This window comes from Nocardioides acrostichi (genome assembly GCF_015319165.1).
Lineage (GTDB): Bacteria > Actinomycetota > Actinomycetes > Propionibacteriales > Nocardioidaceae > Nocardioides > Nocardioides acrostichi.
In genome coordinates, this window is record NZ_JADIVZ010000004.1 from 199901 (window position 1) to 224282 (window position 24382).

20 protein-coding genes are annotated in these 24382 nt (G+C 69.3%); 1 reads left to right on the forward strand and 19 read right to left on the reverse strand.

Annotated features, from left to right (window positions below):
- Positions 1-5: 5 nt before the first annotated feature.
- The 16 genes from ISG29_RS21625 to ISG29_RS10865 form a co-directional block, all read right to left on the reverse strand.
- Positions 6-722, reverse strand: coding sequence for a prepilin peptidase (locus ISG29_RS21625; RefSeq protein WP_194503424.1), 717 nt, complete (start codon positions 720-722; stop codon positions 6-8).
- Positions 723-869: 147 nt separating this feature from the next.
- Entirely contained in the window at positions 870-1736 is an 867-nt protein-coding gene (locus ISG29_RS10795; protein WP_194503425.1) for a shikimate dehydrogenase, read from the reverse strand.
- Positions 1737-1803: 67 nt separating this feature from the next.
- On the reverse strand, positions 1804-2967 hold the full coding sequence (mltG, locus tag ISG29_RS10800) for an endolytic transglycosylase MltG (protein ID WP_194503426.1): 1164 nt from the start codon (positions 2965-2967) through the stop codon (positions 1804-1806).
- Entirely contained in the window at positions 2964-3458 is a 495-nt protein-coding gene (gene ruvX / locus ISG29_RS10805) for a Holliday junction resolvase RuvX (RefSeq protein ID WP_194503427.1), read from the reverse strand. The genes mltG and ruvX overlap by 4 nt, the downstream gene beginning before the upstream one ends.
- Complete coding sequence (gene alaS, locus ISG29_RS10810) at positions 3455-6139, reverse strand: alanine--tRNA ligase (RefSeq protein WP_194503428.1); 2685 nt, start codon at positions 6137-6139, stop codon at positions 3455-3457. Before alaS ends, ruvX begins: the two co-directional genes overlap by 4 nt.
- Entirely contained in the window at positions 6139-6444 is a 306-nt protein-coding gene (locus ISG29_RS10815) for a DUF6167 family protein (protein ID WP_194503429.1), read from the reverse strand. Before ISG29_RS10815 ends, alaS begins: the two co-directional genes overlap by 1 nt.
- A 7-nt stretch (positions 6445-6451) precedes the next feature.
- Positions 6452-6979 carry a hypothetical protein gene (locus ISG29_RS10820; RefSeq protein ID WP_194503430.1) on the reverse strand — a complete coding sequence of 176 codons (528 nt, stop codon included), beginning with the start codon at positions 6977-6979 and terminating at the stop codon, positions 6452-6454.
- Between the two features lie 11 nt (positions 6980-6990).
- Positions 6991-8361 (reverse strand): replication-associated recombination protein A, encoded by a 1371-nt coding sequence (locus tag ISG29_RS10825; protein ID WP_207793020.1) that lies wholly within the window; start codon positions 8359-8361, stop codon positions 6991-6993.
- Complete coding sequence (locus ISG29_RS10830; RefSeq protein ID WP_194503431.1) at positions 8358-9500, reverse strand: ABC transporter ATP-binding protein; 1143 nt, start codon at positions 9498-9500, stop codon at positions 8358-8360. Before ISG29_RS10830 ends, ISG29_RS10825 begins: the two co-directional genes overlap by 4 nt.
- The gene (locus tag ISG29_RS10835) at positions 9497-10585 is read right to left on the reverse strand and encodes an ABC transporter ATP-binding protein (protein ID WP_194503432.1); all 1089 of its coding nucleotides are present in this window, start codon (positions 10583-10585) and stop codon (positions 9497-9499) included. Before ISG29_RS10835 ends, ISG29_RS10830 begins: the two co-directional genes overlap by 4 nt.
- Positions 10586-10606: 21 nt before the next feature.
- Complete coding sequence (locus ISG29_RS10840; RefSeq protein ID WP_194503433.1) at positions 10607-11623, reverse strand: ABC transporter permease; 1017 nt, start codon at positions 11621-11623, stop codon at positions 10607-10609.
- Positions 11624-11795: 172 nt separating this feature from the next.
- The gene (locus ISG29_RS10845; RefSeq protein ID WP_194503434.1) at positions 11796-13523 is read right to left on the reverse strand and encodes an ABC transporter substrate-binding protein; all 1728 of its coding nucleotides are present in this window, start codon (positions 13521-13523) and stop codon (positions 11796-11798) included.
- Positions 13524-13608: 85 nt separating this feature from the next.
- Positions 13609-14616: an ABC transporter permease gene (locus ISG29_RS10850; RefSeq protein WP_194503435.1), complete on the reverse strand. Its 1008-nt coding sequence runs from the start codon at positions 14614-14616 to the stop codon at positions 13609-13611.
- A 172-nt stretch (positions 14617-14788) separates the two neighbouring features.
- Entirely contained in the window at positions 14789-16570 is a 1782-nt protein-coding gene (aspS, locus tag ISG29_RS10855; RefSeq protein ID WP_194503436.1) for an aspartate--tRNA ligase, read from the reverse strand.
- Positions 16567-17934 carry a histidine--tRNA ligase gene (gene hisS, locus ISG29_RS10860; RefSeq protein WP_194503437.1) on the reverse strand — a complete coding sequence of 456 codons (1368 nt, stop codon included), beginning with the start codon at positions 17932-17934 and terminating at the stop codon, positions 16567-16569. Before hisS ends, aspS begins: the two co-directional genes overlap by 4 nt.
- The gene (locus ISG29_RS10865) at positions 17935-18651 is read right to left on the reverse strand and encodes an MBL fold metallo-hydrolase (protein WP_194503438.1); all 717 of its coding nucleotides are present in this window, start codon (positions 18649-18651) and stop codon (positions 17935-17937) included.
- A 43-nt stretch (positions 18652-18694) separates the two neighbouring features.
- Here ISG29_RS10865 and ISG29_RS10870 point away from each other — a divergent pair, with 43 nt between their 5' ends.
- On the forward strand, positions 18695-19921 hold the full coding sequence (locus ISG29_RS10870) for a DUF349 domain-containing protein (RefSeq protein ID WP_194503439.1): 1227 nt from the start codon (positions 18695-18697) through the stop codon (positions 19919-19921).
- 32 nt (positions 19922-19953) lie between these two features.
- Here ISG29_RS10870 and ISG29_RS10875 read toward each other — a convergent pair whose 3' ends face one another.
- From ISG29_RS10875 to ISG29_RS10885, 3 genes are all read right to left on the reverse strand, one after another.
- On the reverse strand, positions 19954-20961 hold the full coding sequence (locus ISG29_RS10875) for a hypothetical protein (protein WP_194503440.1): 1008 nt from the start codon (positions 20959-20961) through the stop codon (positions 19954-19956).
- Positions 20962-21119: 158 nt separating this feature from the next.
- Complete coding sequence (locus tag ISG29_RS10880; protein ID WP_194503441.1) at positions 21120-21869, reverse strand: C39 family peptidase; 750 nt, start codon at positions 21867-21869, stop codon at positions 21120-21122.
- Positions 21870-22045: 176 nt separating this feature from the next.
- Entirely contained in the window at positions 22046-24280 is a 2235-nt protein-coding gene (locus ISG29_RS10885; RefSeq protein WP_194503578.1) for a RelA/SpoT family protein, read from the reverse strand.
- Between the last annotated feature and the right edge of the window lie 102 nt (positions 24281-24382).

A 24382-nucleotide genomic window follows, 5' to 3' on the forward strand; every position in this document is an offset into this window, starting at 1 on the left:
CCGTCTCAGAGCAGGGCGGCGACGGGAGCCCCGACGAGCACGCCGAGCAGCGCGCCGACCACCATCGCCGGCCCGAACGGGTAGGCGGTCTTCAGGCGCGAACGGTCGCGCGTGGCGATGGCCAGGGCCAGTCCGGGCACGCCGAAGACCAGGAACCCGGCGTACATGCCGACCACGGCCTCCCCGACACCGATGCGGCCCAGCACCAGGCCCAGCAACGCGGCGAGCCGCACGTCGCCGAATCCCATGCCGGCCGAGCGGATGAACCACAGCACCCAGAAGATCGAACGCACCACGACCAGGGTGAGGCCGGTGCGCACGAGCACCCCGGTGTCGCGCGTGACGCCCCACTCGACCAGTGCCAGCACCACCAGCAGGCCGGTGGTGGGGAGGACGACCCGGATCGGCAGCAGGCGCGTGTGCCAGTCGACGTAGGCCAGCAGCACGCACGGCGGCACCGCGATCGTCATGTAGATCAGCGGCCACCCGGCGCCGAGGACCAGGGCGGCCGCGCCGACCGCCACCGCACCCGCGACCGCCGACCAGAGACCGAGCCGGGATCTCGCGGCCAGGTCGACGTAGAGCGGCTTCTCGGGCTCACCCTCGACGGCCTCGCTGACCTCTGGCTCGGGCAGCGCGCGGACCATCGCGGGCACGGCGAGGCCCGCCACCCCGCACGCCACCACGGCGAGCGCGAGGGCCACCCAGTCCGCGCCGTCCACCCCCGGACCCTAACCGTGACCCGTCGCTAGTTTTCACGTGACCTGCCACAAGTTTCCAGCCCACCTGCCACAACTTTCACCTCGTGCGCAAAGTAGCGGCAGGTCAGTTGAAAAGTCGTGACGGGTCACGTGAAAACTCGTGGCAGGTCAGCGGGGGTGGAGGGCGGACTCGCCTGCGGTGCGCATGGCGTGGATGAGGGCTGCGCGGGAGTCCTGGGTGGTGCGCGAGTCCGGGGCGGCGGGGGTGAACTGCTCGAACTGGAGGACCGCCTGGTGCACGAGCAGGTCGAGACCGGTCACCAGCACGCCGCCGCGCTCGCGAGCGGCGGCGGCCACGGGGGTGGGCCAGGGGTCGTAGACGACCTCGAAGACGCAGGACGCCGTATGCGCGGCCACCACCTCGGGGGTCTGGGCTGCGGCCGGGACGGTCGAGACGAGCAGATCGGAGTCGGTCGGTGCATCCAGCACCACGGTGCGCAGACGCAGCGAGGGGTCGTACGCCGTGAGGACGTCGATCGTCTCGACGGCGCGTTCGGGCGAGCGCACGGCCAGCGTGATCTCCGAGCACCCCAGTCCGACGGCGGCGAGGCCGATCGACGCCGCCGTGGCGCCGGCCCCCAGGATCGTGAGACGGCTGGCGGAACCCTCGTAGCGCTCGCGGAGCGCATGCATCGCTCCGGGCACATCGGTGTTGTCGGCGCGCCACGCCCCCGACTCCTCGCGCACCAGGGTGTTGGCGCCGCCGGCCGCTCGCGCGGTCGGCGAGACCGCCCAGCCGCGCTGGTGGCACAGCGCGAGCAGCTCGCGCTTCAGTGGCATCGTCAGCGACAGTCCGCGCCAGTCGTCCTCGCGCCCCTCGAGGCCTTCGAGGAATGCCGGCAGCCCACCCGAGGGCACGCGCACGGCGCCGTACTCGAAGCCGTGCACGCCCAGCGCCGCATAGCCCGCGCGATGCAGCACCGGCGAGAGCGAGTGCTCGATGGGGTCACCGAGCACCGCGCACCGCGCGGTCACGGGCGCCTCGGCCTGGGTCCGCCGGAGCTCGTCGTCGCGCAGCAGGCGAGATGCGGCGGCTCCAGGATCAGCACCGGTCGGACTCGTTGGCGCAGTACTCGTCGAGCTCGCGCTTGTAGGCCAGGAACTGGTCGTAGGAGTCGGTGAACTTGGTCTCGCCCGTCGCGAGATTGACCGTGACGTAGAAGAACCACGGGCCGTCGGCGGGGTTGGCAGCGGCCGCGATGGCGTCGTCGCCCGGCGCCTCGATCGGCGTGGGCGGCAGCCCCTTCTGCGTGTAGGTGTTGTAGGGCGAGTCGCTCACCGAGTCGATGTCGTCGGTGGTGAGCCGCGCGATCGGCTCGCGCCCGAGTGCGTAGTTCACCGAGGCGTCGACCTGCAGGAAGCCGGCGGAGGGGTTGGAGTCGATCTCGAGTCGGTTGTAGATGACCCGGGCGATCTTGGGCATGTCGTCGCCGCGCCCCTCGGCCTGCACGAGGCTGGCGACCGTCATCAGCTGCTCGGGGGTGTAGCCGAGCGCCTTGGCCCGGGCCTCGAGGTCGGCGTCGTCGGCGGCCTGGCGCCACCGGTCGACCATCTGTCGCAGCATGTCGGACGGCTTCGCGTTCGGCCCGAAGTCGTAGGTCGCCGGGAAGAGGTAGCCCTCCGCATTTCCCTTCGCGTACGACGGCAGCCCGATCTTGTCGGGCTTCTTCAGCGCGGCCTCGAACTTCGAGGCCGAGAAGTCGGTCGCGTCGGCGAGCTTGGCGACGATGTCCTCGACGCGGAGCCCCTCGGGGATGGTCACGCTGCTCTTGACCAGGTTGGCGGGGTCGACGAGCACGTCGATCGCGTCGGCGGAGGCCATCTTCTTCTTGAGGCTGTAGTAGCCGACCTGGATGCCGCCGGCGTCCTCGTTGGCGTTCGCCGCGGCGATGCAGGCGTCGACCGACGCCACGACCTTCTCGTCCTTGAGGTTGCGGCAGATCGTGGTGGCGGTGTCACCCGAGGCGACCTCGAAGGTGACCGAGCCTCTCCCCGGCCCGGCGTAGTCCTCGGGGTCGGACACCAGACCGTCGAGGAACGACTTGCCCTTGGACACCGCGAAGTACCCGCCACCGAGCACGATCGCGAGGGCGACGAGCACGGCCAGGCAGCCGGGAAGGCGACTGCGTCGGCGGCGCCGGCGTCCGCCCGCGACCACGGTGGCGTCGGGATTCCCGGGCAGCAGCGTCGTGTCGTCGTCGCTCATGCCTGGCGATCCTCCACGGTCTCGGTCTCCACGATCTCTCCGGGGGGCGTGCCGCTGGCACGCTCGGTGTCGAGGGTGTGCTGGAGGATCACGACCGCCGCGGCCTGGTCGACCACCGCACGTCGCGCCGCCCCCTTACGGCCTCGGTCGCGCAGCATAGCCTCCGCACTCACCGTGGAGAGGCGTTCGTCGACGAGCCGCACGGGTGTCGGCGCGACGCGCGCAGCCAGGCGGGCGGCGAACTCGCGCACCTTGACGGCGGCCGGGCCCTCGCCGCCACCCAGCGAGCGAGGGAGCCCGACGACGACCTCGAGGGCCTCGGCCCCGGTGTCGTCGGCGAGGTCTCGCAGGATGCGACGGATCCGGGCGAGGTCGCCCTTACCGCGGCGCACCGTCTCGACGGGGCTCGCCAGCAGACCCGAGGGGTCGCTGCGGGCTACGCCGATGCGCGCGTCGCCGGGGTCGATGCCCAGCCGGGTGCCGTGTCTCACCGCTGGGCGTCGGACACCAGGCCGGCGACCCGCGCGAGGGCCGCATCGACGCCGGACACGTCGGTGCCGGCTCCCTGGGCCTGGGCCGCCTTGCCGCCACCGCGACCGCCGATCAGCGGCGCCACCTCACGCAGCACCGCATCGGCCTGGACGCCGCGCGACTGCGCGGACCCGTTGGCGAGCACCACCACGGGCGCCTTGTCGCCGTCGACGCCGATGAGCACGACCACCGCGGGGCGCTCCTGCCCGAACCGGCCGAGGACGTCGGTCGCCAGCGTGCGCACGTCATTCGCCGCCGCACCGTCGAGCCGCTCGGCGACGACCTGCACGCCCTGCACGTCGACGGCCTTGTCGCACAGTGCGCCCGCGCCGGAGAGCAGTTGGGCCAGCCGAGCCTTGGCGAGCTCCTTCTCGCTCGCTCGCAGCCGCTCGACCATGTCGCCGACGCGTCCGACCAGGTCGTCGGGCTGGGTCTTGAGCAGCGAGGTGAGCTGGGCGACGACGTCGCGCTCGCGGGCCAGGTAGGCGAAGCCCTCGACGCCGGTGAACGCCTCGATGCGGCGGTTGCCCGACCCGACCGAGGACTCCCCCGTGATCACCACGGTGCCGATCTGCGAGGAGTGCTCGACGTGCGTGCCGCCGCAGAGCTCGCGCGACCACGGGCCGCCGATCTCGACGACGCGCACCTGGGACTCGTCGTAGGTCTCACCGAAGAGCGCGATCGCACCCCAGTCCTTGGCCTCGGGCAGGGTCATGTACTGCCAGCCGACGGGCAGGTCGGCGCGCAGGGCCCGGTTCGAGACCTCTTCGACGTCGCGCACCTGCGCGGGCGTGAGCCCCGTCGTCCACCCGAAGTCGAGGCGCAGGTAGCCGGGCCTGTTGTAGGAGCCCGACTGGAGCGCCGTGGGGCCGAGAACCTCGCGCAGCGCCGCGTGCACGACGTGGGTGCCCGAATGCGCCTGCCGGGCGCCGGTGCGCCACTCGGGGTCGACCTGCGCGTGCAACGCAGAGCCCGCCTCGAACTCGCCGTCGACGACGCGCACCTGGTGCACCACCAGTCCGCGCACCGGGCGCTGCACGTCGAGCACCTCGAGCCTGCCGCCGTCGAACTCGATGATGCCGGCGTCGGCGGCCTGGCCACCGGATTCCGCGTAGAACGGCGTGCGGTCGAGCACGATCTCGCCGACCTCGCCGTTGCCGAGCCTGGACACCGGCGCGCCGCCGGCGAGCAGCGCGATCGCCCGCGACTCGGTCTCGAGAGTCTCGTAGGCCAACCACTCGGTGGGGCCGTGCTCGTCGAGCACGCCGCGATAGAGACCGGTGTCGGCGTGCTGGCCCTTCTTCGCCTTCGCGTCGGCCTTGGCCCGCTCGCGCTGCTCGGCCATGAGCGAACGGAACCCGGCCTCGTCGACGTCGAGACCGGCCTCGCTGGCCATCTCGAGCGTGAGGTCGATCGGGAAGCCGTAGGTGTCGTGCAGTTGGAACGCCTGGGCGCCCGCCAGCATCGTGCTGCCGGACTCCTTGACCGACGTCGCCGCCTGGTCGAAGAGCGTGGTACCTGCCTCGAGGGTCTTGCGGAAGGCGTCCTCCTCGGCGAACGCCACCCGGGCGATGCGCTCCCACCCGGTCTCGACCTCGGGGTAGGAGAGCTTCATGCGGTCGCGGCTGACCGGCATCAGCTCGCGCAGCGCGTGCCCGTCGTACCCGAGCAACCGCATCGAGCGGACGGCGCGACGCAGCAGCCGTCGCAGCACGTAGCCGCGACCCTCGTTGCCGGGGGTGACGCCGTCGCTGATGAGCATGAGTGCACTGCGCACGTGGTCGGCGACGACGCGGAACCGCACGTCGTCGGCCTCACCCTGCTCGCCGCCGGCGCCGTAGGTCTTGCCGGTGAGCTCGGCGGCGCGCTCGATGACCGGGAAGACCTCGTCGATCTCGTAGAGGTTCTCCTTGCCCTGGAGCAGGTAGGCCACGCGCTCAAGGCCCATGCCGGTGTCGATGTTCTTCGCCGGCAAGGGCTTCTCGACGTCGAAGTCGGCCTTGGAGCGCACCGTGGAGAGCAGCTCCTGCATGAAGACCAGGTTCCAGATCTCCAGGAACCTGTCCTCGTCGGCGTTGGGGCCGCCGTCGGGGCCGTAGGCAGGGCCGCGGTCGACGTAGATCTCCGAGCACGGGCCGCCGGGCCCGGGCACGCCCATGTTCCAGTAGTTGTCCTCGAGGCCGCGCTCCTGGATGCGCTCGGTCGGCAGGCCGATGACCTCGTGCCAGATCTGCTTGGCCTCGGTGTCACTGGGCAGCACGGTGACCCAGATCTTCTCGGGGTCGAAGCCGTAGCCACCGTCGTCGACCGACCCGGTCACCAGCTCCCAGGCGAAGCGGATCGCGCCCTCCTTGAAGTAGTCGCCGAAGGAGAAGTTGCCGCACATCTGGAAGAAGGTGCCGTGCCTGGTGGTCTTGCCGACCTCCTCGATGTCGAGGGTGCGCACGCACTTCTGCACGCTCGTGGCGCGGTCCCACTGCGGGGTCTCCTGGCCGAGGAAGTACGGCTTGAACGGAACCATCCCCGCGTTGACGAACAGCAGAGTCGGGTCGTCGAGCAGCAGCGAGGCCGAGGGCACCACCGTGTGACCGTGCTTCTCGAAGTGGGCGATGAATCGTCGCCGGATCTCCGCGGTCTCCATCAGTCGGTGCCTTCCTCGTTCGTGTCGGTGGTGGTGCTCCTGGCGGCCAGCCGGTGGTGGGCCGGGGTCTGGAGCTGCCGGGGTGAGTCTCCAGGAGACGGCACACCGAGCCGCTGGCGCACCCCTGTTTCGGCGTCCGCGCGGCCCTGGGCCACCTCGTCGCGGAGCATGCGCAGCCCCAGCGCCGCGGCGCCCGCGCGGTCGCGCAGGCCGTCGACGGTGAGGGCTTCGGCGGCACGGCGCGCGCGAGCGGCTGCCCACACCCCCGCACCGGCCCCCGCTGCGAACCAGAGGCCTCTTCTCATGCCGACCTCACGCCGCCGACCCGTCGAGGCGGTCGCGCTCGCGGGCGCGCCACTCGCGCACGGCCTGGCGCTCCTCTGTACGACGCTGCCTGCGGGCACGCTTGAGCTCGCGCCGCATGGCGATCCGGATGCGAGCGCGCGACTCGGGAGCCAGGCCACGACGCAGCCCGGCCAGCAGGGTTCCGGCCTGCACGGCCGACTCGCGCAGCACGAGGTCGGCGAACAGCGCCGGCGGCAGGGACGGCGAGCCGCCGTCGTCCGCGGTCTCCGATGGCTCGTCGTCGGGCTGGCCGAGCCGGGTGATGACGAAGCCTTCCTGCCGCGTGGCGTTCGCCGTTGACGTCTCCGCCCCGATGGCGCGCAGCCGCGACTCCAAAGCGTCGATGCGCTCGGTGAGCGCGCGCGTGACCGCGTCGCGAGCGGCGGCCTCGGCCCGCAAGCGGCGGGAGAGGCGGCCGGCCACGGCCGCGAGCGCCAGCATCACCAGCAGGGCCGCACCCAGGCTCGCCAGCAGCGCGGTGGTGGGCAGGCTCATGGGCCCAGACCCTACCCGCCTCGGATGATACGACGAACCCGCTCCCAGCGCTCCCGGACGCCGGCCTCGGCCCCGATCTCCTTGGGCTCGTAGTAGCGCTTGTCGGCGACGACATCGGGGGCGTACTGCTGCTCGGCGATGCCGTACGGCTCGTCGTGGCTGTAGGTGTAGCCCTGGCCGTGGCCCAGCTTCTTGGCGCCGGCGTAGTGCGCGTCGCGCAGGTGCGCCGGAACGGGCCCGACGAGACCGGCCTGCACGTCGGCCGTCGCGGCGCCGATGGCGGTGGTGACCGCGTTCGACTTCGGCGCCGCCGCGATGGCGATGGTGGCGTGCGCGAGGGTCAGCCGGCCCTCGGGCAGGCCGATCAGCTGCACCGCCTGGGCGGCGGCGACGGCGGTGGGCAGGGCCGTGGGGTCGGCCAGGCCGACGTCCTCGCTGGCCAGGATGATCAGTCGGCGCGCGATGAAGCGCGGATCCTCACCGGCCTCGAGCATCCGGGCGAGATAGTGCAGCGCCGCGTCGACATCGGAACCGCGCACCGACTTGATGAAGGCGCTGGTGACGTCGTAGTGCTGGTCGCCCTGTCGGTCGTAGCGCACCGCCGCCACGTCGACCGCCCGCTCCGCGGTGCCGAGGTCGACCACTCCGTCCGAGCCTGTCGCACCGGCGGCGGCCTCGAGGTAGGTCAGGGCACGCCGGGCGTCGCCGCCGGCGAGGCGCACCAGGTGCTCCTCGGCGTCGTCAGCCACCGTGACCCGCCCCGCAAGGCCTCGCTCGTCGTCGATGGCGCGGCGCACCACCCCACGGATGTCGTCGTCGGTCAGCGACTCCAAGCGCAGCAGCAGACTGCGGCTCAGCAGCGGCGAGATCACGCTGAAGCTGGGGTTCTCCGTCGTGGCGGCCACCAGCGTGACCCATCGGTTCTCGACCCCGGGCAATAGAGCGTCCTGCTGCGCCTTCGAGAAGCGGTGCACCTCGTCGACGAACAGCACCGTCTCCCGGCCGGTGGCCACCAGCTCGTTGCGGGCAGCGTCGATGGCGCTGCGTACCTCCTTGACGCCGGCCGACACCGCCGAGATCTCCACGAACCGACGATCGGTCTGACCGCTGACGATCGCCGCGATGGTCGTCTTGCCGGTGCCCGGGGGCCCCCAGAGCAGGACCGACAGCGAGCGCCCGTCGTCGATGAGCTGTCGCAGTGGACTACCCGGCTTGCGTAGCTGCTGCTGGCCGACGAGCTCGTCGAGGGTGCGCGGCCGCATGCGCACGGCGAGTGGGGCGGAGGAGGTCGGGTTGGACGCCAGTGACCCGGCGCCCGAGCGGGTGCTCGGGGCCGGGTCGCCGCCGGGTGCCTTCGGTACGTCGAAGAGGGCGTCGCTCAGGCGGAGATCACCTGCTGCGAGGAGAGGTCGAACCACTGCTGGTCGTACCCCGGGCCGGTCGGCACCGGAGTTGCGGGCGAGGTGCCGGCTGGGCTGCCCTGGTCGTCGACCCCGAGCACCGAGGTCGTGACCGGGCGGGTGGGCGACTGGCCGAGCTCGCCGGCGAAGTGGCAGGCGACCTTGTGTCGCGGACCGATCTGCATCAGCGGCGGCTCGACGCGGGCGCAGATCTCCTGCGCCATCGGGCAGCGGGTGCGGAACCGGCAGCCGGAGGGCGGGTTGATCGGGCTCGGCACGTCGCCTTGGAGCCGGATGCGCTCGCGGCGCCCGCCCACCTCGGCCTGCTTGACGTCGGGCACCGCCGAGAGCAGCGCCTGGGTGTAGGGGTGGTGGGCGTGCCCGTAGATGGTGTCGCGATCGGCGATCTCGACGATCTTGCCGAGGTACATCACCGCGACCTCGGGGCAGAAGTGCCGCACCACCGCGAGGTCGTGGGCAATGAAGAGGAAGGAGATGTCGAACTCCCTCTGGAGCTGCTGGAGCAGGTTGATCACCTGCGCCTGGATCGACACGTCGAGGGCCGAGACCGGCTCGTCGGCCACCAGCAGCTTGGGCTGGAGGGTCAGCGACCGGGCGATGCCGATGCGCTGGCGCTGGCCGCCGGAGAACTCGTTCGGGTACCGATTGTAGTGCTCCGGGTTGAGACCGACGATCTCGAGCAGCTCCTGGACCCGCGGCAGGATCTTGTTCTTCGGCACGACGTCGTGGATGGCCAGGGGTGCACCGATGATCGAGCCGACCGTGTGGCGCGGGTTCAGCGAGGTGTAGGGATCCTGGAAGATCATCTGGATCTCGCGGCGCAGCGGCTTGAGCTTGCGGGGCGAGATGTCGGAGATGTCGTCGCCCTCGAACCGGATGGCGCCGCTGGTGGGCTTGTTGAGCCGGGTCACGAGGCGACCGGTGGTCGACTTGCCGCACCCGGACTCGCCCACGAGTCCGAGCGCCTGACCCTTCTCGACCTGGAAGGACACCCCGTCGACCGCCTGCACGTGGCCGACCGTCCGGCGGATCACGCCGGTCGACTTGACCGGGAAGTACATCTTCAGATCCTCGACCTCGAGGATCGGACGCTCGCTCATGCGGGCTGCTCCTGCTTCAGGACGCTGGAATCGGTGAGATGGCACCGCTTGACGTGGGTGGCCCCGGCCGCGGAGGTGAGCTCGGGCAGCTGCGTGGTGCACAGATCGCCGGAGACGTGCTCCTTGAAGCGGCAGCGCGGGCTGAAGGCACACCCGGGAGGCGGGTCGAGCAGGCTCGGCGGGTTGCCCTTGATCGGGACGAGCTGCTCCTCCGGGTCACCGGCAAGATCTGGAACGCTGGCAAGCAGGCCCCAGGTGTAGGGCATCTCGGGCTTGGTCATGATCTGGTTGGTCGTGCCGATCTCGACCGCACGCCCGGCGTACATGACCAGCACGTCGTCGGCCATCTCGGCCACCACTCCCAGGTCGTGGGTGATGATGATGCCCGAGTTGAACTCGCGCTGGAGATCCTGGAGCAGATCGAGGATCTGCGCCTGCACGGTGACGTCGAGGGCCGTGGTGGGCTCGTCGGCGATGAGCAGACCGGGGTCGTTGATCAGGCCCATCGCGATCATGGCGCGCTGGCGCATGCCGCCGGAGAACTGGTGCGGGTAGTCGTCGACACGGCGGTCCGGCTGCGGGATGCCCACCCGGTCGAGCATCTCGATCGTGCGCGCGCGGGCCGCCTTCTTCGAGACGTCGTTGTGCACCAGGTAGGCCTCGGCGATCTGGTTGCCCACCGTGTAGTAGGGGTGCATCGCCGAGAGCGGATCCTGGAAGATCATCGCGACGTCCTTGCCGCGCGCCCGACGCATCTCCTCGTTGCTCAACCGCAGCAGGTCGGTGCCCTCGAGCAGGATCTCACCGCTCACCTGCGCGCGGGTGCCGCGGTGCAGGCCCATGATGGCCGAGCTCGACACGGACTTGCCGGAGCCGGACTCGCCCACGATGCCGAGCGTCTTGCCGCGCTCGACGGTGTAGGAGAGGCCGTCGGTGGCCTTGACCAGGCCGTCCGCGGTCGGGAAGTGGACCTTGAGGTCACGTACCTCTAGGAAGGAGCCGGAGCCCGAGCCGGTGGCCGGGGCCGACGCGCCGCGCTTGCCCAAGCCGACACGCGAGGATCCAGGAGTCTTCTGGTCGCTCATGTTGAAGTGGTCCTTTCCCGCTCAGCCGAGCCGCACGCGCGGGTCGATGAACGCGTAGGAGATGTCGACCAGGATGTTGAGCACGATCACGAAGAACGCCGCGACGAGCACGACACCCACGATGGTAGGCAGATCGAAGGACGAACTGGACTGCACCGTCAGCAAGCCCAGCCCGGGGTAGGCGAAAACGGACTCGGTGATGATCGCACCACCCAGCAAGGTCGCGAAGTCGAGCCCGGCCATCGTGACCAGGGGGGTGAGCGCGGCGCGCAGCGCGTGCTTGAACAGCACCGGCCGGGTGCGCAGACCCTTGGACTTCGCCGTGCGGATGTAGTCCTCCCCCAACGACTCCAGCACGAAGGCCCGCGTCATGCGCACGTAACCGGCCATGAAGACCAGCGCGAGGGTGAAGGAGGGCAGCAGCAGGTTCTCGAACCAGGTGAACACGCCGCCGTCGGCGATGGTCACATATCCCGGATAGGGCAGGATCTCCCACTTGATCACGACGTATTTGAGGAAGAACACGGCGATGAAGAAGGTCGGGAAGGCGTAGGCGATCAAGGTGAGGCCGACCACGCCGCGGTCGATGAACGAGCCCTTGTAGACCGCGGCCAGAATGCCGAAGAGCACGCCGCCGATCAGCCACATCACCAAGGCCACCACGGCCAGGGAGATCGTGGTCGGCGCGGCCTGGACGATCAGCGAGTTGACGGTGGTTCCGACGTTCACCGAGTAGCCCAGGCACGGAGGGCCACAGTCGGTCACGAGCTCCGGGTTGCGCTCGCGGACCTCCTTGTCGGCCGGGAACTCGCGGCCGACCACCAGGCCTTTCATGAAGGTGCCGAACTGCACGTAGAGGGGCTGGTCGTAGCCCAGCGCCTTCTCGGTGACCTTGATCTGCTGCTGGGAGCAGTTCTTGCCGCACGCCAGTCGGGCCGGGTTGGCGGCCGTGGCGAAGAACAGCACGAAGGTCACCAGGGCGACAGCGACGAGCAGGACCACTCCGATGGCCGCGCGTCGCACTGCGTAGGCCCACATGTCGGGCACTCACCTTCTTCGACGAGGGAGGGCGCACCAGGCGCCCCGAGATGGTGGGGGTTCGGGTCGTGCGGGGCGAGCGGAACAGAGCCCACTCACCGGGATGCCGGGCGGGCACCGTAGTGCCCGCCCGGCATCACTGAGGTGGTGTCAGCTCAGACGGAGGGAACCGTCACTGCTGGACGCCGATGAGACCGATCTCCGGGTACGACGACGAAGCCGCCGTCGTGGTGAAACCGGTCACCTTGCTCCCGTAGAGCCAGTTGAACTTGGTGATCTCCAGCGGGATGTAGGCGACATCCTCACCGAGCTGCTTGTCGGCGTCTTCGAGGATCGACTTCTGCTCGTCGACGTCGGTGGCCTCCGCGGCCTGGTCGACCAGCTTGTTGAACGCGTCGGAGTCGTAGCAGCCGTAGTCGTTGCCACAGGTGGTCGACGAGATGTTCGGGCGGCCGTCGAACAGCGGCGGCAGCACGGTCATGGCCGAGGGCCAGTCGGCACCCCAGCCGGCCCACGTGACGTCGTAGTCGTCGTCCGGCTTGGAGATGACGTCGTAGTAGGTGTCGGTCAGCGGCGCCAGGGTGACGTCGAAGCCGGCCTTGTCCCAGCCCTCCTTGATGACGGCCATGGCCTTGTCCATCGTGGGCGACTTGGAGTAGCCGAGCTTGATCGGGTACGGCGTCTGCACGCCGGCCTTCTCGAGCAGGGCCTTGGCAGCGTCGGGGTCACCGTCGTTGTCGGCGTCGTCGGCGAAGGCCGGGTTGTCCGGGAAGTCCAGCGCCGGGTTCACGATGGTCTCCGAGGCCGTCGCGGAACGGTCGCCGCCCAGAGCCTTGACGTAGTCGTTCAGGGGCAGGGCCGCGGCGAGCGCCTGGCGGACGTTGACGTCCTTGAGGCGGTTGAAGTTCGGCACCAGGTAGTCGTTGTAGGGCGACTCCGGGTTCTGGTAGCGGTCCTCGACCGAGCCGGTGATCTTCGGGAACTGCGACGGCGCCACACGGGCGGTCGTGATCGCGGTCTGGTCGGCCGGGGCGTTGGCGATGAGACGGTCGTTGAACAGCTCACCCGCGGTGTCGGAGGGGTCGATCTGGTAGTCGATCGTGTCCGGCAGCGCCAGGCGCAGCTTGTCGGGCTCGTCGGTCGACGGGTCGTACTCGTCGTTGCGGACCAGCGTGGCGCCCTTGTTCTTGCTCCAGGTGCCGCCCTCGACCTTGTACGGCCCGTTCGAGAGCACCTTGAACTTGGACTTGTCGCCCTGGTCGAAGGACTTCTTGTACGGGTCGGTCATCATCAGCGACGCCGCGGCCAGCGGGAAGTCGGCCCACGGCTTGTCGAAGTGGAAGGTGATGGTCTTGTTGTCCGACGAGCACGAGACGGCCTTGTCGAAGGCGGCCTGCTGCTTGGCGGTGGCCTTGTAGGGGCCGGGGTAGTCCAGGCTGGAGAGGTAGCTCAGCGTGTAGTTCGGACCACCGATGATGAGGTCGTTGGCGAACACGCGCGAGGTGCCGTACTGCACGTCCTCACAGGTGATGTCGGAGCCGTCCTCCCACTTCACGCCGTCCTTGAGCGTGAACGACCACACCTTGCCGCCCTCGGAGGAGGTGCCGGTGTCGGTGGCGAGGTCCGGGACGACCTCGTTGGAGTCGTCCATCGGGAACGCCACGAGGCCGCGGTAGAGCAGCCGGCGGAACCACGACAGCTCGACGCCGTAGTAGATCCGCTGCGGGTCGGTCGACTCGAAGGGGAAGTGCTGGAGCACCGTGAGGGTCCCGCCCTTGGCGGACTCCGTGTCGCCACTCGAGTTGGTGTCGGTGCCGCCACCGCCGCCGCCACAGGCGGCGAGGATGGTGGCACCGAGGGCAGCCGCAGCAGTCGCTGCGAAAGTCCGCCTCAGTTTCATTCCGTGTTCCTTCCTTGTTGTGGTGTCCCGCGCTCGTCGCGGGGCACGGGGCGCTGACGGGTGTCGGCACCGGAAGCGTGAGGGTTCAGCGATTGCCCTTGGGGTCGAGCGCGTCGCGCAGACCGTCGCCGAGCAGGTTGAAAGAGACGACGATGACCATGATCGTGACCGCGGGGACGAAGAAGTAGAGCGGATCGGTGTCGGCGTAGCTCAGCGAGTCGTTGAGCACCGTGCCCAGGGTCGGGGTCGGGGGGCCGATGCTGACGCCGAGGTAGCCGAGGGCCGCCTCGGCGGAGACGAAGGTCGGCATGATGAGGGTGAAGCTCACCAGGATCGGCGCCCAGAGGTTGGGCAGGATCTCCTTGAAGTAGATGCGAGCGCGCGAGGCACCCATCAGATTGGCCGCCTGCACGAACTCGGCCTCGCGCAGCGACAGCACCTGCCCGCGCACGAGGCGGGCGATTCCGGTCCAGCCGAACAGGCCGAGGATCGCCACCACGTAGACCGCCTGGGAGGGGTTACCACTCGGCACGTGCAGCTTGTCGCTGATGAACGTGACCAGCACGGACGAGAGGGCCAGCAGCATCAGCGTCTGGGGGAACGACAGCGTGAGGTCGATGAGCCGGCCGATGATCGTGTCGGCCCAGCCGCCCGAGGCGCCGGAGACGATGCCGAGCACCACGCCGAGCACGATGGCGATGATCGTCGCGCTGATCGACATGGCCAGCGAGAAGGTGATGCCGTACCAGACCCGCGAGAGCGCGTCGCGGCCCACACCGGGCTCGAGGCCCAGGGGGTGGCTCGACGACATGCCGCCCCACTTACCGGAGGGCAGAGAGAACTCGTTGAGCAGATCCTGGTTCGTGCCGAAGGGGTCGAGCACGCCCGTCTTGACCAGGATCGGGGCCAAGACGGCGGCCACGAAGAAGAACACCACGATCGAGAACGCCGTCATGGAGAGCTTGTCCTTACGAAACCGCTCCATCGCGATACGAGTGGGCGACTTGCTGACCACCGCCGTGGACGGACCGGTCGAATGGTGCGTCGCCTCGTCGGTCGCGATCTCGTCGACCTCGTTCGCCGGACTGGTCATCTCACCTCGTCGTGTCGAGCGTTGCTGGGGCTGCACGCAACCAGCGTCTCGCTGTGCGGACACGGTGCGCTGCAACGGGACTCTAGGCGACGGGCAGCGCCCAAGCGATCACTCACACGTAACGATCAGGTCTCGACCACCTGCCTCGGATCACGACGACTCCTCCGGCGGTTCACGCCTCCGAGGCAAGATCCTTCGCGGACACGACGTCGACACCGGCTTCCTTTCGCTGCCCGGCACTGATGGGCGCCGGAGCGGCCGTGAGCGGGTCGTAGCCCCCACCGGACTTCGGGAAGGCGATGACCTCGCGGATGGAGTCGCTGCCCGACAGCAGCGCGCAGATGCGGTCCCAGCCGAAGGCGATGCCGCCGTGCGGCGGAGCGCCGAAGGTGAAGGCCTCGAGCAGGAAGCCGAACTTCTCCTGCGCCTCCGCCTCGCCGAGACCCATCACGGAGAAGACCCGTCTCTGCACGTCGTCACGGTGGATACGGATCGATCCGCCGCCGATCTCGTTGCCGTTGCAGACCATGTCGTAGGCCCAGGCCAGGGCGTTGCCGGGGTCGGCGTCGAAGGACTCGGTGTCCTGAGGCGAGGTGAAGGCATGGTGGACGGCCGTCCACGCACCGGCACCGACGGCGACGTCGCCGCTCGCCACGGCGTCGCCGGCGGGCTCGAACAGTGGGGCGTCGACGACCCAGAGGAACGACCAGGCGCTCTCGTCGATGAGGCCGCAGCGGCGTCCGATCTCCAGACGCGCCGCGCCCAGCAGCGCCCGGCTGGACTTCACCGGCCCGGCGGCGAAGAAGACGCAGTCACCCGGCTGCGCGCCGACATGCGCGGCGAGCCCGGCCTTCTCGGTGTCGCTGAGGTTCTTGGCCACCGGGCCACCCAGCTCGCCGTCCTCGGTCACCAGCACGTAGGCCAGCCCCTTCGCACCGCGCTGCTTGGCCCACTCCTGCCAGGCGTCGAGCTGCTTGCGCGGCTGGCTGGCGCCGCCAGGCATCACGACCGCGCCGACGTAGGGCGCCTGGAAGACCCGGAAGGAAGTGTCGGCGAAGTACTCGGTGCACTCCACGAGCTCCTGGCCCATGCGCAGGTCGGGCTTGTCCGAGCCGTAGCGTGCCATCGCCTCGGCGTAGGTCATGCGCGGCATCGGGAGCGGCACGTCGTAGCCGATCAGCTTCCACAGCGCCGCAGCGATCTGCTCGCCCAGGGCGATCACGTCGTCCTGGTCGACGAAGCTCATCTCGATGTCGAGCTGGGTGAACTCCGGCTGCCGGTCGGCGCGGAAGTCCTCGTCGCGGTAGCAGCGCGCGATCTGGTAGTAGCGCTCCATGCCAGCGACCATGAGCAGCTGCTTGAACAGCTGCGGGCTCTGTGGCAGGGCGTACCAGCTGCCCGGCCGCAGCCGGGCCGGCACCAGGAAGTCGCGGGCGCCCTCGGGCGTCGAGCGGGTCAGCGTGGGTGTCTCGATCTCGACGAAGTCGTGCTCGGCGAGCACCGCGCGCGCGGCCTGGTTGACCTTGCTGCGCAGTCGCAGAGCGGCCCCCGGAGCCGGACGACGCAGGTCGAGGTAGCGGTACTTCAGCCGCGCCTCCTCCCCCACGTCGACGTGCTCGTCGATCTGGAAGGGCAGCGCAGCGGCGGCGCTGAGCACCTCGATGGAGGAGGCCACGACCTCGACGTCGCCGGTCGAGATGTTCGCGTTGCGGTTGTGCTCGTCGCGTGCCACGACCGTGCCGCGGACCGTGACGCAGTACTCGTTGCGCAGGTCGTGCGCCGCACCGGTGAGCACCTCGTCGCGGGCGACCACCTGCACAGCGCCGCTGGCGTCGCGCAGATCGAGGAAGGCCACACCGCCGTGATCGCGCCGGCGGGCGACCCAGCCGGCGAGGGTGACTTCGGTGTCGACGTGCTCGGCGCGCAGGGTGCCGGCGTCATGGCTGCGGATCACGGGTGCTGCTCCTCGGTAGGGGGCTCGGTGCTGACGATGGTGGGGCGCAGGTCGTGCGCCGATGGTGTCCAGGCCGCGGGGTCGGCGTCCACCTGGTTTCCGTCGCGGATGTCCTTGACCTGGTGGGTGCCGTCGGGCTGCACGAACCAGACGAACGGGATGCCGCGGCGCTCGGCGGTGCGGATCTGCTTGCCGAACTTCGCGGCCGAGGGTGCGACCTCGCACGGGATGTCGCGACTACGCAGCGCGGTGGCCACGGCGTCACTGGCCGGACGCGAGTCCTCGCCGGTCAGGGCGACCAGCACGACACTGGGCACCGAGCGGTCGGCCGCCAGCCCGGTGCGGGCCATCAACGGGACGATGACCCGGCTGACCCCGAACGAGAGGCCCACGCCGGGGTAGGTGGTGCGGCCGTCGCTGGCCAGGGAGTCGTAGCGACCGCCCGAACAGATCGACCCCAGCGACTCGTAGCCGGCGAGACGGGTCTCGAACACGGTGCCGGTGTAGTAGTCCAGGCCGCGGGCGATCGAGAGGTCGGCCTCGACCCGCACCCGGTCGCCGACCAGGTCGGCGACGCCGTCGAGCAGCCGGGTCAGCTCGTCGACGCCCTCGGCGAGCAGGGGGTGGTCGACTCCCAGGTCGCCGACCAGGCGGGCCACCTCGGTGGCGTCCGCGGTGCGGATCTCGGCGAGGGAGAGCACGCGGTCGGCGGTCGCCTCGTCGACCCCGGCCTCGCTCACCAGCAGCTCGCGCACCTTCTCGACGGGCAGCTTGTCGAGCTTGTCGACCAGCCGCATGACCTCGTCGCCGGTGTCGATGCCCAGACCGGCGTAGAAGCCCTGGATCAGCTTGCGGTTGTTGACCTGGAGCCGGAAGCCGGGCAGGAAGGTGAGTCGGGTGAGCGCATCGACCATGACGCGCGTGACCTCGACGTCGTGGTGGAAGGGCAGCGCGTCGCGGCCGACGATGTCGATGTCGGCCTGGGTGAACTCGCGGAACCGGCCCTCCTGGGGGCGCTCGCCGCGCCACGCCTTCTGGATCTGGTGGCGCCGGAACGGGAACTCGAGCTTGCCCGCGTTCTCGAGCACGTAGCGCGCGAACGGCACGGTGAGGTCGAAGTGCAGCCCCATGCCGGCGTGGCCCTCGGCGCTCTCCTCGTGCAGTCGGCGCAGCAGATAGACCTCCTTGGAGGTGTCGCCCTTACGCAGCAGCTGGTCGAGCGGCTCGACGGCGCGGGTCTCGATGCCACCGAAGCCGTACAGCTCGAACGTGTGCCGCAGCGTGTCGACGACCTGTTGCTCGACGATGCGCTGCTCGGGCAGCAGCTCGGGGAAGCCGCTGAGCGGGGTCGGCTTGCCGGCCATCTAGAGCCCTCTCGTCGGTGCGGCGGGAGCCTCCGGGAGATCCTGGAGGTAGGGGTTGGTGGCGCGCTCGAGCCCGATGGAGGTCTGCTCGCCGTGGCCGGGCAGGACCACGATGTCGTCGGCGAGCGGCAGCACCTTCGCCGCCAGGGTGCGCAGCATCGTGGGGTGGTCGCCGCCGGGCAGGTCGGTGCGGCCGATGGAGCCCTTGAAGATCAGGTCGCCGGCGAACATGACCTCGGAGACCTCCGGCTGGCCGTGCGCGGCGCCGTACGAAGTGCGGAACGTGACCGAGCCCTGGGTGTGACCCGGCGTGTGGTCGACGACGAACTCCAGCCCGGCGAGCTCGAGCCGCTGGGCGTCGGCGAGCTCACGGACGTCGTCGGGCTCGGCCCACTCGTAGCTGCCGCCGAGCAGCATCTGACTGGTCTCGCGCGACATGCCGGCCATGGGGTCGGTGAGCAGGTGCCGGTCGTCGGGGTGGATCCACGCGGTGGCGTCGTAGCTGCCCGCGACCGGAGCGACGCACCACATGTGGTCGATGTGGCCGTGCGTCACGAGCACCGAGACGGGCTTGAGCTTGTGCTCGCGGACGACGTCGGCCACGCCGGAGGCGGCGTCCTTGCCGGGGTCGACGACGACGCACTCCGAGCCGGGACCGGTCGCCACCACGTAGCAGTTCGTGCCCCACGGACCTGCCGGGAAACCTGCGATCAACACCGGGCAACCCTAGCGAGCAGAGCGGTTTGTCTAGCATGGGGGCGTGACCAGTCACGAGTGGGGCCGGGTCGACGACGACCGAACCGTCTATGTGCGCACCAGCGACGGCGAACGCAGCGTCGGCCAGTATCCGGAGGGCACGCCCGAGGAGGCGATGGCCTTCTACACCAAGCGCTTCGACGCGCTCACCCTCGAGGTCGAGCTGCTCGAGAAGCGAGTGCGGTCGGGAGTGATGTCGCCCGACGAGGCCGCATCGTCGATCACGACGGTGCGCGAGCAGGTGCACGGCGCCAACGCCGTGGGCGACCTCGCCGGGCTCGAGGCGCGGCTCGACGCGCTGGCGCCCGTGCTCGCCTCGCAGCGCGAGGCCAAGCGCGCCGAGAAGGCCGAGAAGGCCGCGGAGTCCAAGGCGCACAAGGAGCGCATCGCCGCCGAGGCCGAGAAGATCGCGGAGAGCAACGACTGGCGCGGCGGCGCCAACCGGCTGCGCGACCTGCTCGATGAGTGGAAGAAGGTGCCGCGCATCGACCGGGCCTCCGACGACGCTCTGTGGAAGCGGTTCTCAGGCGCTCGCACGACCTACACGCGGCGTCGCAAGCAGCACTTCGCCGAGCTCAACGAGAAGCGCGGCGGGGCCAAGCTGGTCAAGGAGCGGCTGGTCAAGGAGGCCGAGGCGATCGCCGACTCCACCGACTGGGGCGAGACCGCCCGTCGCTACCGCGACCTGATGCAGCAGTGGAAGGCCGCCGGCCCGGCCGCCAAGTCCGACGACGACGCGCTGTGGAAACGGTTCCGCGGCGCGCAGGACGCGTTCTTCGGCGCCCGCGACGCGGCCAATGCAGCCCTCGACGCCGAGTTCGCGCAGAACGCCGAGGTCAAGGAGGCGTTGCTCGTCGAGGCCGAGGCTCTGCTGCCCATCACCGACCTCGACGCCGCCAAGAAGGCCTTCCGCGACATCGCGGAGAAGTGGGACGCCGCCGGCAAGGTGCCGCGCGCCCGCATCAAGGAGCTCGAGGGTCGCATCCGGGCCGTCGAGAACGCCATCCGCGACCTCGAGCAGGACCAGTGGCGGCGCAGCGACCCCGAGAAGTCGGCCCGCGCCGACGACATGGTCGCGCAGCTCCAGGCCCAGCTCGACCAGACCGTGGCGCAGCTGGAGAAGGCCAAGGCTGCGGGTAACGACCGCAAGGTCGCCGACCTGGAGAAGGAGCTCGAGAACCGCCAGGCGTTCCTCGACATGGCCCAGAAGGCCTCCGCCGACTACCGCTGAGCGGCCTACGGTCACGTGAAAGGCGCGTCGCCTCAGAACGTGACGTGCGAGATGTACCTGATGGCCGTCCCGTCCCTCGTGAAGGCGGACCAGGAGACCAGCCGCCCGGCCATGTCGGCGGCGCCGAGAACAGATCCCCTGCCGATCTGCTTGGTCACCCCTGATCCTCGGGAATAGAGGAACTGGCGATAGCCGTGCTTGGTGGTGCGACTGAACCAGACATAGCGCTGGCTCGCATTGACGTAGGCGAGGCGTCGGCCTTCTGCGACCACGCTTGCGGCTCCGTCGTCGACCACGACCACTTCATCGGTCGCGCCGCAGTCGAGGCTCACCACGATCGCTCCGCTGGGGAGCAGGACGATGTGGTGCAGTTGCCCGCACGGATCCTGACTCGCATAGATCTCCTGATCCTCCCCTGTGGTGACATCGCGCCGGATGACGGCGAAGCGGGCCTCGGGCCGCTGTTCGACCCACGCCACGTAATGCCCCGCCACCCGGGCCCCGGATCCTTCGGCGATCTCCTGTGGCTCAGCCTGGCCGGCTGCAGAGACCGAGTAGACGTTGAAGAAGAGTTCGTCCTCGACATAGGACGCGGTGGAGTAGTAGATCCGACCGTCGGAGGCCAGGCCCGGGACGGTACCCCCGGGATCCTCGACCGGAGCGTTACCGCCGGTCGGCTCAGAGCGCGCGACGAGCGCAGTCCGGCCGCTCTTGCTGCGGTAGAGGTAGAGCGACCACGGGTCGATGTTGAGCTGGGTGGACCGGGTCTCCTTCCACAGCACCACTCCCTTGCCCAACTCGGCCGTCACCACTTGCCGCTTGCGCCAGGCGCCTACCCGAGGGATCTCGACCCTCCCGCGGCGCCCGACCTGGGCCCAGAAGAGACGCGAAGCGGAGATGATGGAATCTTCGCTTGGCGGCGGAACCTGTTCCTCGATGATCCCCCCTGCCGGTTTCAGGGCGACTGGGTATGTCGACACCGAACCCTGGGCGCTGCGCTTCTCATAAACCGTCGTGTAATCCTGACCGTCGATCGCCAACGCTGGGACGTCCGCCTCGGTCGCACGGGCCGCGGGAGTCGACGAAGGCGGAGTCGCCGATGTCGACGAGGACGTCTGGCATGCACCCAAGGCGACCATTGCGAGCGTCAAGGAACACATCCACAACCGCGACATGGAGGAAGAGCTGAAGCGACGCATCAGAACGTGATTCCGTGGCCAGCTTGATTGAAGAAGTTCTGGTTGAACCACTTGAGACCGGCGTTGAACTTCTTGGCTGCATCCGCATACGCGGGCAGGGCGTCGGACCCGGCCGCCGGGTCGGCGAACCTGATGGTCGCGAGCTTGTCTGCCCAACCGTAGGCGACAATCCAGTGGCCAAGGGTCATATCGGGATGCCCGTTGTAGTGAAGGCCGTTCTTGAATTCGATGGTACTCACGCCAAAGGGCTTGTTGCGCTTGATATTCCCGTGCAGGGCGCTGGTGAACTTCTTCGTGGTCGGCTCTTCGAGATTGGAGTACGCAGTGTCACCCCGCCAGCGGTTCAGCCCACGACGGAAGTTGCCACTGGCCCAGGCAGTCACTTGCAGCGATGCCGTCTTCGTGTGGGCATCGTCCGCCACGTGATCCTGTGTGAGCGACTCTCCGTTATAGGCCGAAGCTCCCTCATTGGTTGACCGGAGGATCATCGTCCCCGCAGCCGGCCCGCAGTAGTACCACGTGCTCTGCGCGACGTGCGTGAGATCGACGGCTTTGGAATCAGGGATGGAAGGGCAGGGATTCTGCTCCGGACCGACGCAACCCCATTGCACTAGCTCGTTGTCGTAGGTGGCCAGTAACTCGTCGCGGCTGGAGACCTCACCCGACGATTGTGACAAGGTCTCACCGGGGGTCCATCCCCCAGTGCTGTTACCGTCCGCTTGCGCAGTCGACGGCACAAGAAGTGCCATCGGTAGCATCGCGGCGACACAACAGATGGTGCGCGATAGTCGGTTCATGGCTCGGGGCCGTCCCTCGATGTGGTCGATGGGTCTCAGGACAGACTCAGGCGCTCTTTGCTTGCAAGCAATGACACACGTTAAGGATTGCGCGAAGGACCGATCCGCTGCATCATGCCGGAGCGAGGCTACTGGGTGACGCGGTAGGCGTCGAAGACGCCGGGAACCCCGCGCACCGCCTTGATGACGGTGTCGAGGTGCTTGGCCTCGGCCATCTCGAAGCTGAACCGGCTCTTGGCGACACGGTCGCGCGTGGTCTGCAGGTTGGCCGAGAGGATGTTCACGTGCGCGTCGGAGAGCGCCATCGTGATGTCCGAGAGCAACCGCGCCCGGTCGAGCGCCTCGACGCAGATGTTGACCAGGAACGTCGAGGACTCGGTGGGCGCCCACTCGACCTCGAGCAGCTTCTCGGGCTGGCGCTGGAGCTCCTCGGCATTGGTGCAGTCGGTGCGGTGCACCGACACACCGCCGCCCTTGGTGACGAAGCCGAGGATCTCATCGGGCGGCACCGGGGTGCAGCACTTCGCGAGCTTGACCCACAGGTCGCTGGCGCCCTTGACGATGACGCCGGAGTCGGCGGAGGAGGATCGGCGTGAGCTGCGCCCGGCGCGGCCGGTGATCGTGACGGCCTCGGCAAGATCCTCCTCGGCTCCCTGCGCCCCGCCGTGCAGCGAGATGACGTGCTTGACGACCGCCTGCGCGGAGAGCTGGTTCTCCCCCACCGCCGCGTAGAGCGCCGAGACGTCGGCGATCTTGAAGTGCTCGGCCGCGAGCATGAGCGACTCGTGGGAGAGCAGCCTCTTCAGGGGCAGGCCCTCCTTGCGCATGAGCTTGGCGATCTGCTCCTTGCCCCGCTCGATGGCCTCCTCGCGCCGCTCCTTGGTGAACCACTGCTTGATCTTGTTGCGGGCACGCGTCGACTTCACGAAACCCAGCCAGTCTCGCGACGGCGCGGCCGTGGGCGACTTGGAGGTGAAGACCTCGATCACGTCGCCGTTGTCGAGCGTCGACTCCAACGGCACCAGGCGGCCGTTGACCCGGGCGCCGATCGTGTGGTGGCCCACCTCGGTGTGCACCGCGTAGGCGAAATCGACCGGCGTGGCGCCGGCCGGCAGCGCGATGACGTCACCGCGCGGCGTGAACACGTAGGTCTCGGCGCGGTTGATCTCGAAGCGCAGCGACTCCAAGAACTCGCCGGGATCCTCGACCTCGGACTGCCAGTCGAGCAGCTGGCGCACCCAGCTCATGTCGTCCATGTCACCGCGCTTCTCGGTGTCGACACCGGCGCGGCCGTCCTCCTTGTACTTCCAGTGCGCAGCGACGCCGTACTCGGCGCGCCGGTGCATGGAGAAGGTGCGGATCTGCATCTCGACCGCCTTGCCCTGCGGCCCGATGACGGTCGTGTGCAGCGACTGGTACATGTTGAACTTGGGCATCGCCACGTAGTCCTTGAACCGCCCCAGCACCGGGTTCCAGCGCGAGTGCAGCACCCCCAGCACCGCATAGCAGTCGCGGTCGTCGTCGACGAGGATGCGGATGCCCACCAGGTCGTAGATGTCGGAGAACTCGCGCCCGCCCAGGATCATCTTCTGGTAGATCGAGTAGTAGTGCTTGGGTCGCCCGGTGACCTTGGCCTTGATCCTGCCCTCGCGCAGGTCGGACTCGACCTGGGTGATCACCTCGGCCATGAATTGCTCGCGCGAGGGCGCGCGCTCGGCGACCATGCGCACGATCTCGTCGTAGATCTTCGGGTGCAGGGTCGCGAAGGCGAGATCCTCCAGCTCCCACTTGATCGTGTTCATACCCAGCCGGTGCGCGAGCGGGGCGTAGATGTCCAGCGTCTCCCGCGCTGTGCGCTCCTGGCTCTTCTGCGGTACGAAGCGCAGGGTGCGCATGTTGTGCAGTCGGTCGGCGAGCTTGATGACCAGCACCCGGATGTCGCGCGACATCGCGACGATCATCTTGCGGATCGTCTCGGCCTGGGCGGAGTCGCCGTAGACGACCTTGTCGAGCTTGGTGACGCCGTCGACCAGGCGCGCGACCTCCTCGCCGAACTCCTCGGTGAGCTCGTCGAGGGTGTAGGGGGTGTCCTCGACCGTGTCGTGTAGCAGGGCGGCCACGAGCACCGGCTCGGTCATGCCGATGCCGGCCAGGATGGTGGTGACCGCCAGCGGGTGGGTGATGTAGGGGTCGCCGCTCTTGCGCAACTGCGTCTCGTGCAGCCGCTCGGCGGTGGTGTAGGCCCGCTCGAGCAGGGCCAGGTCGGCCTTAGGGTGGTTGGCGCGGACGGCGCGGAAGAGCGGCTCGAGCACGGGGTTGGTGCCGGGCGCCCGCGAACCCATGCGCGCCAGCCGCGCGCGCATGCTGCGTGACGAGACATCGGCGGCCGCAGCCCGGTCAGGACGCCGCGGCGGTACCCGCGGTGGCTGCTCGCTGGCCCGATCCGTCATGGGGCGAGTGTAGTG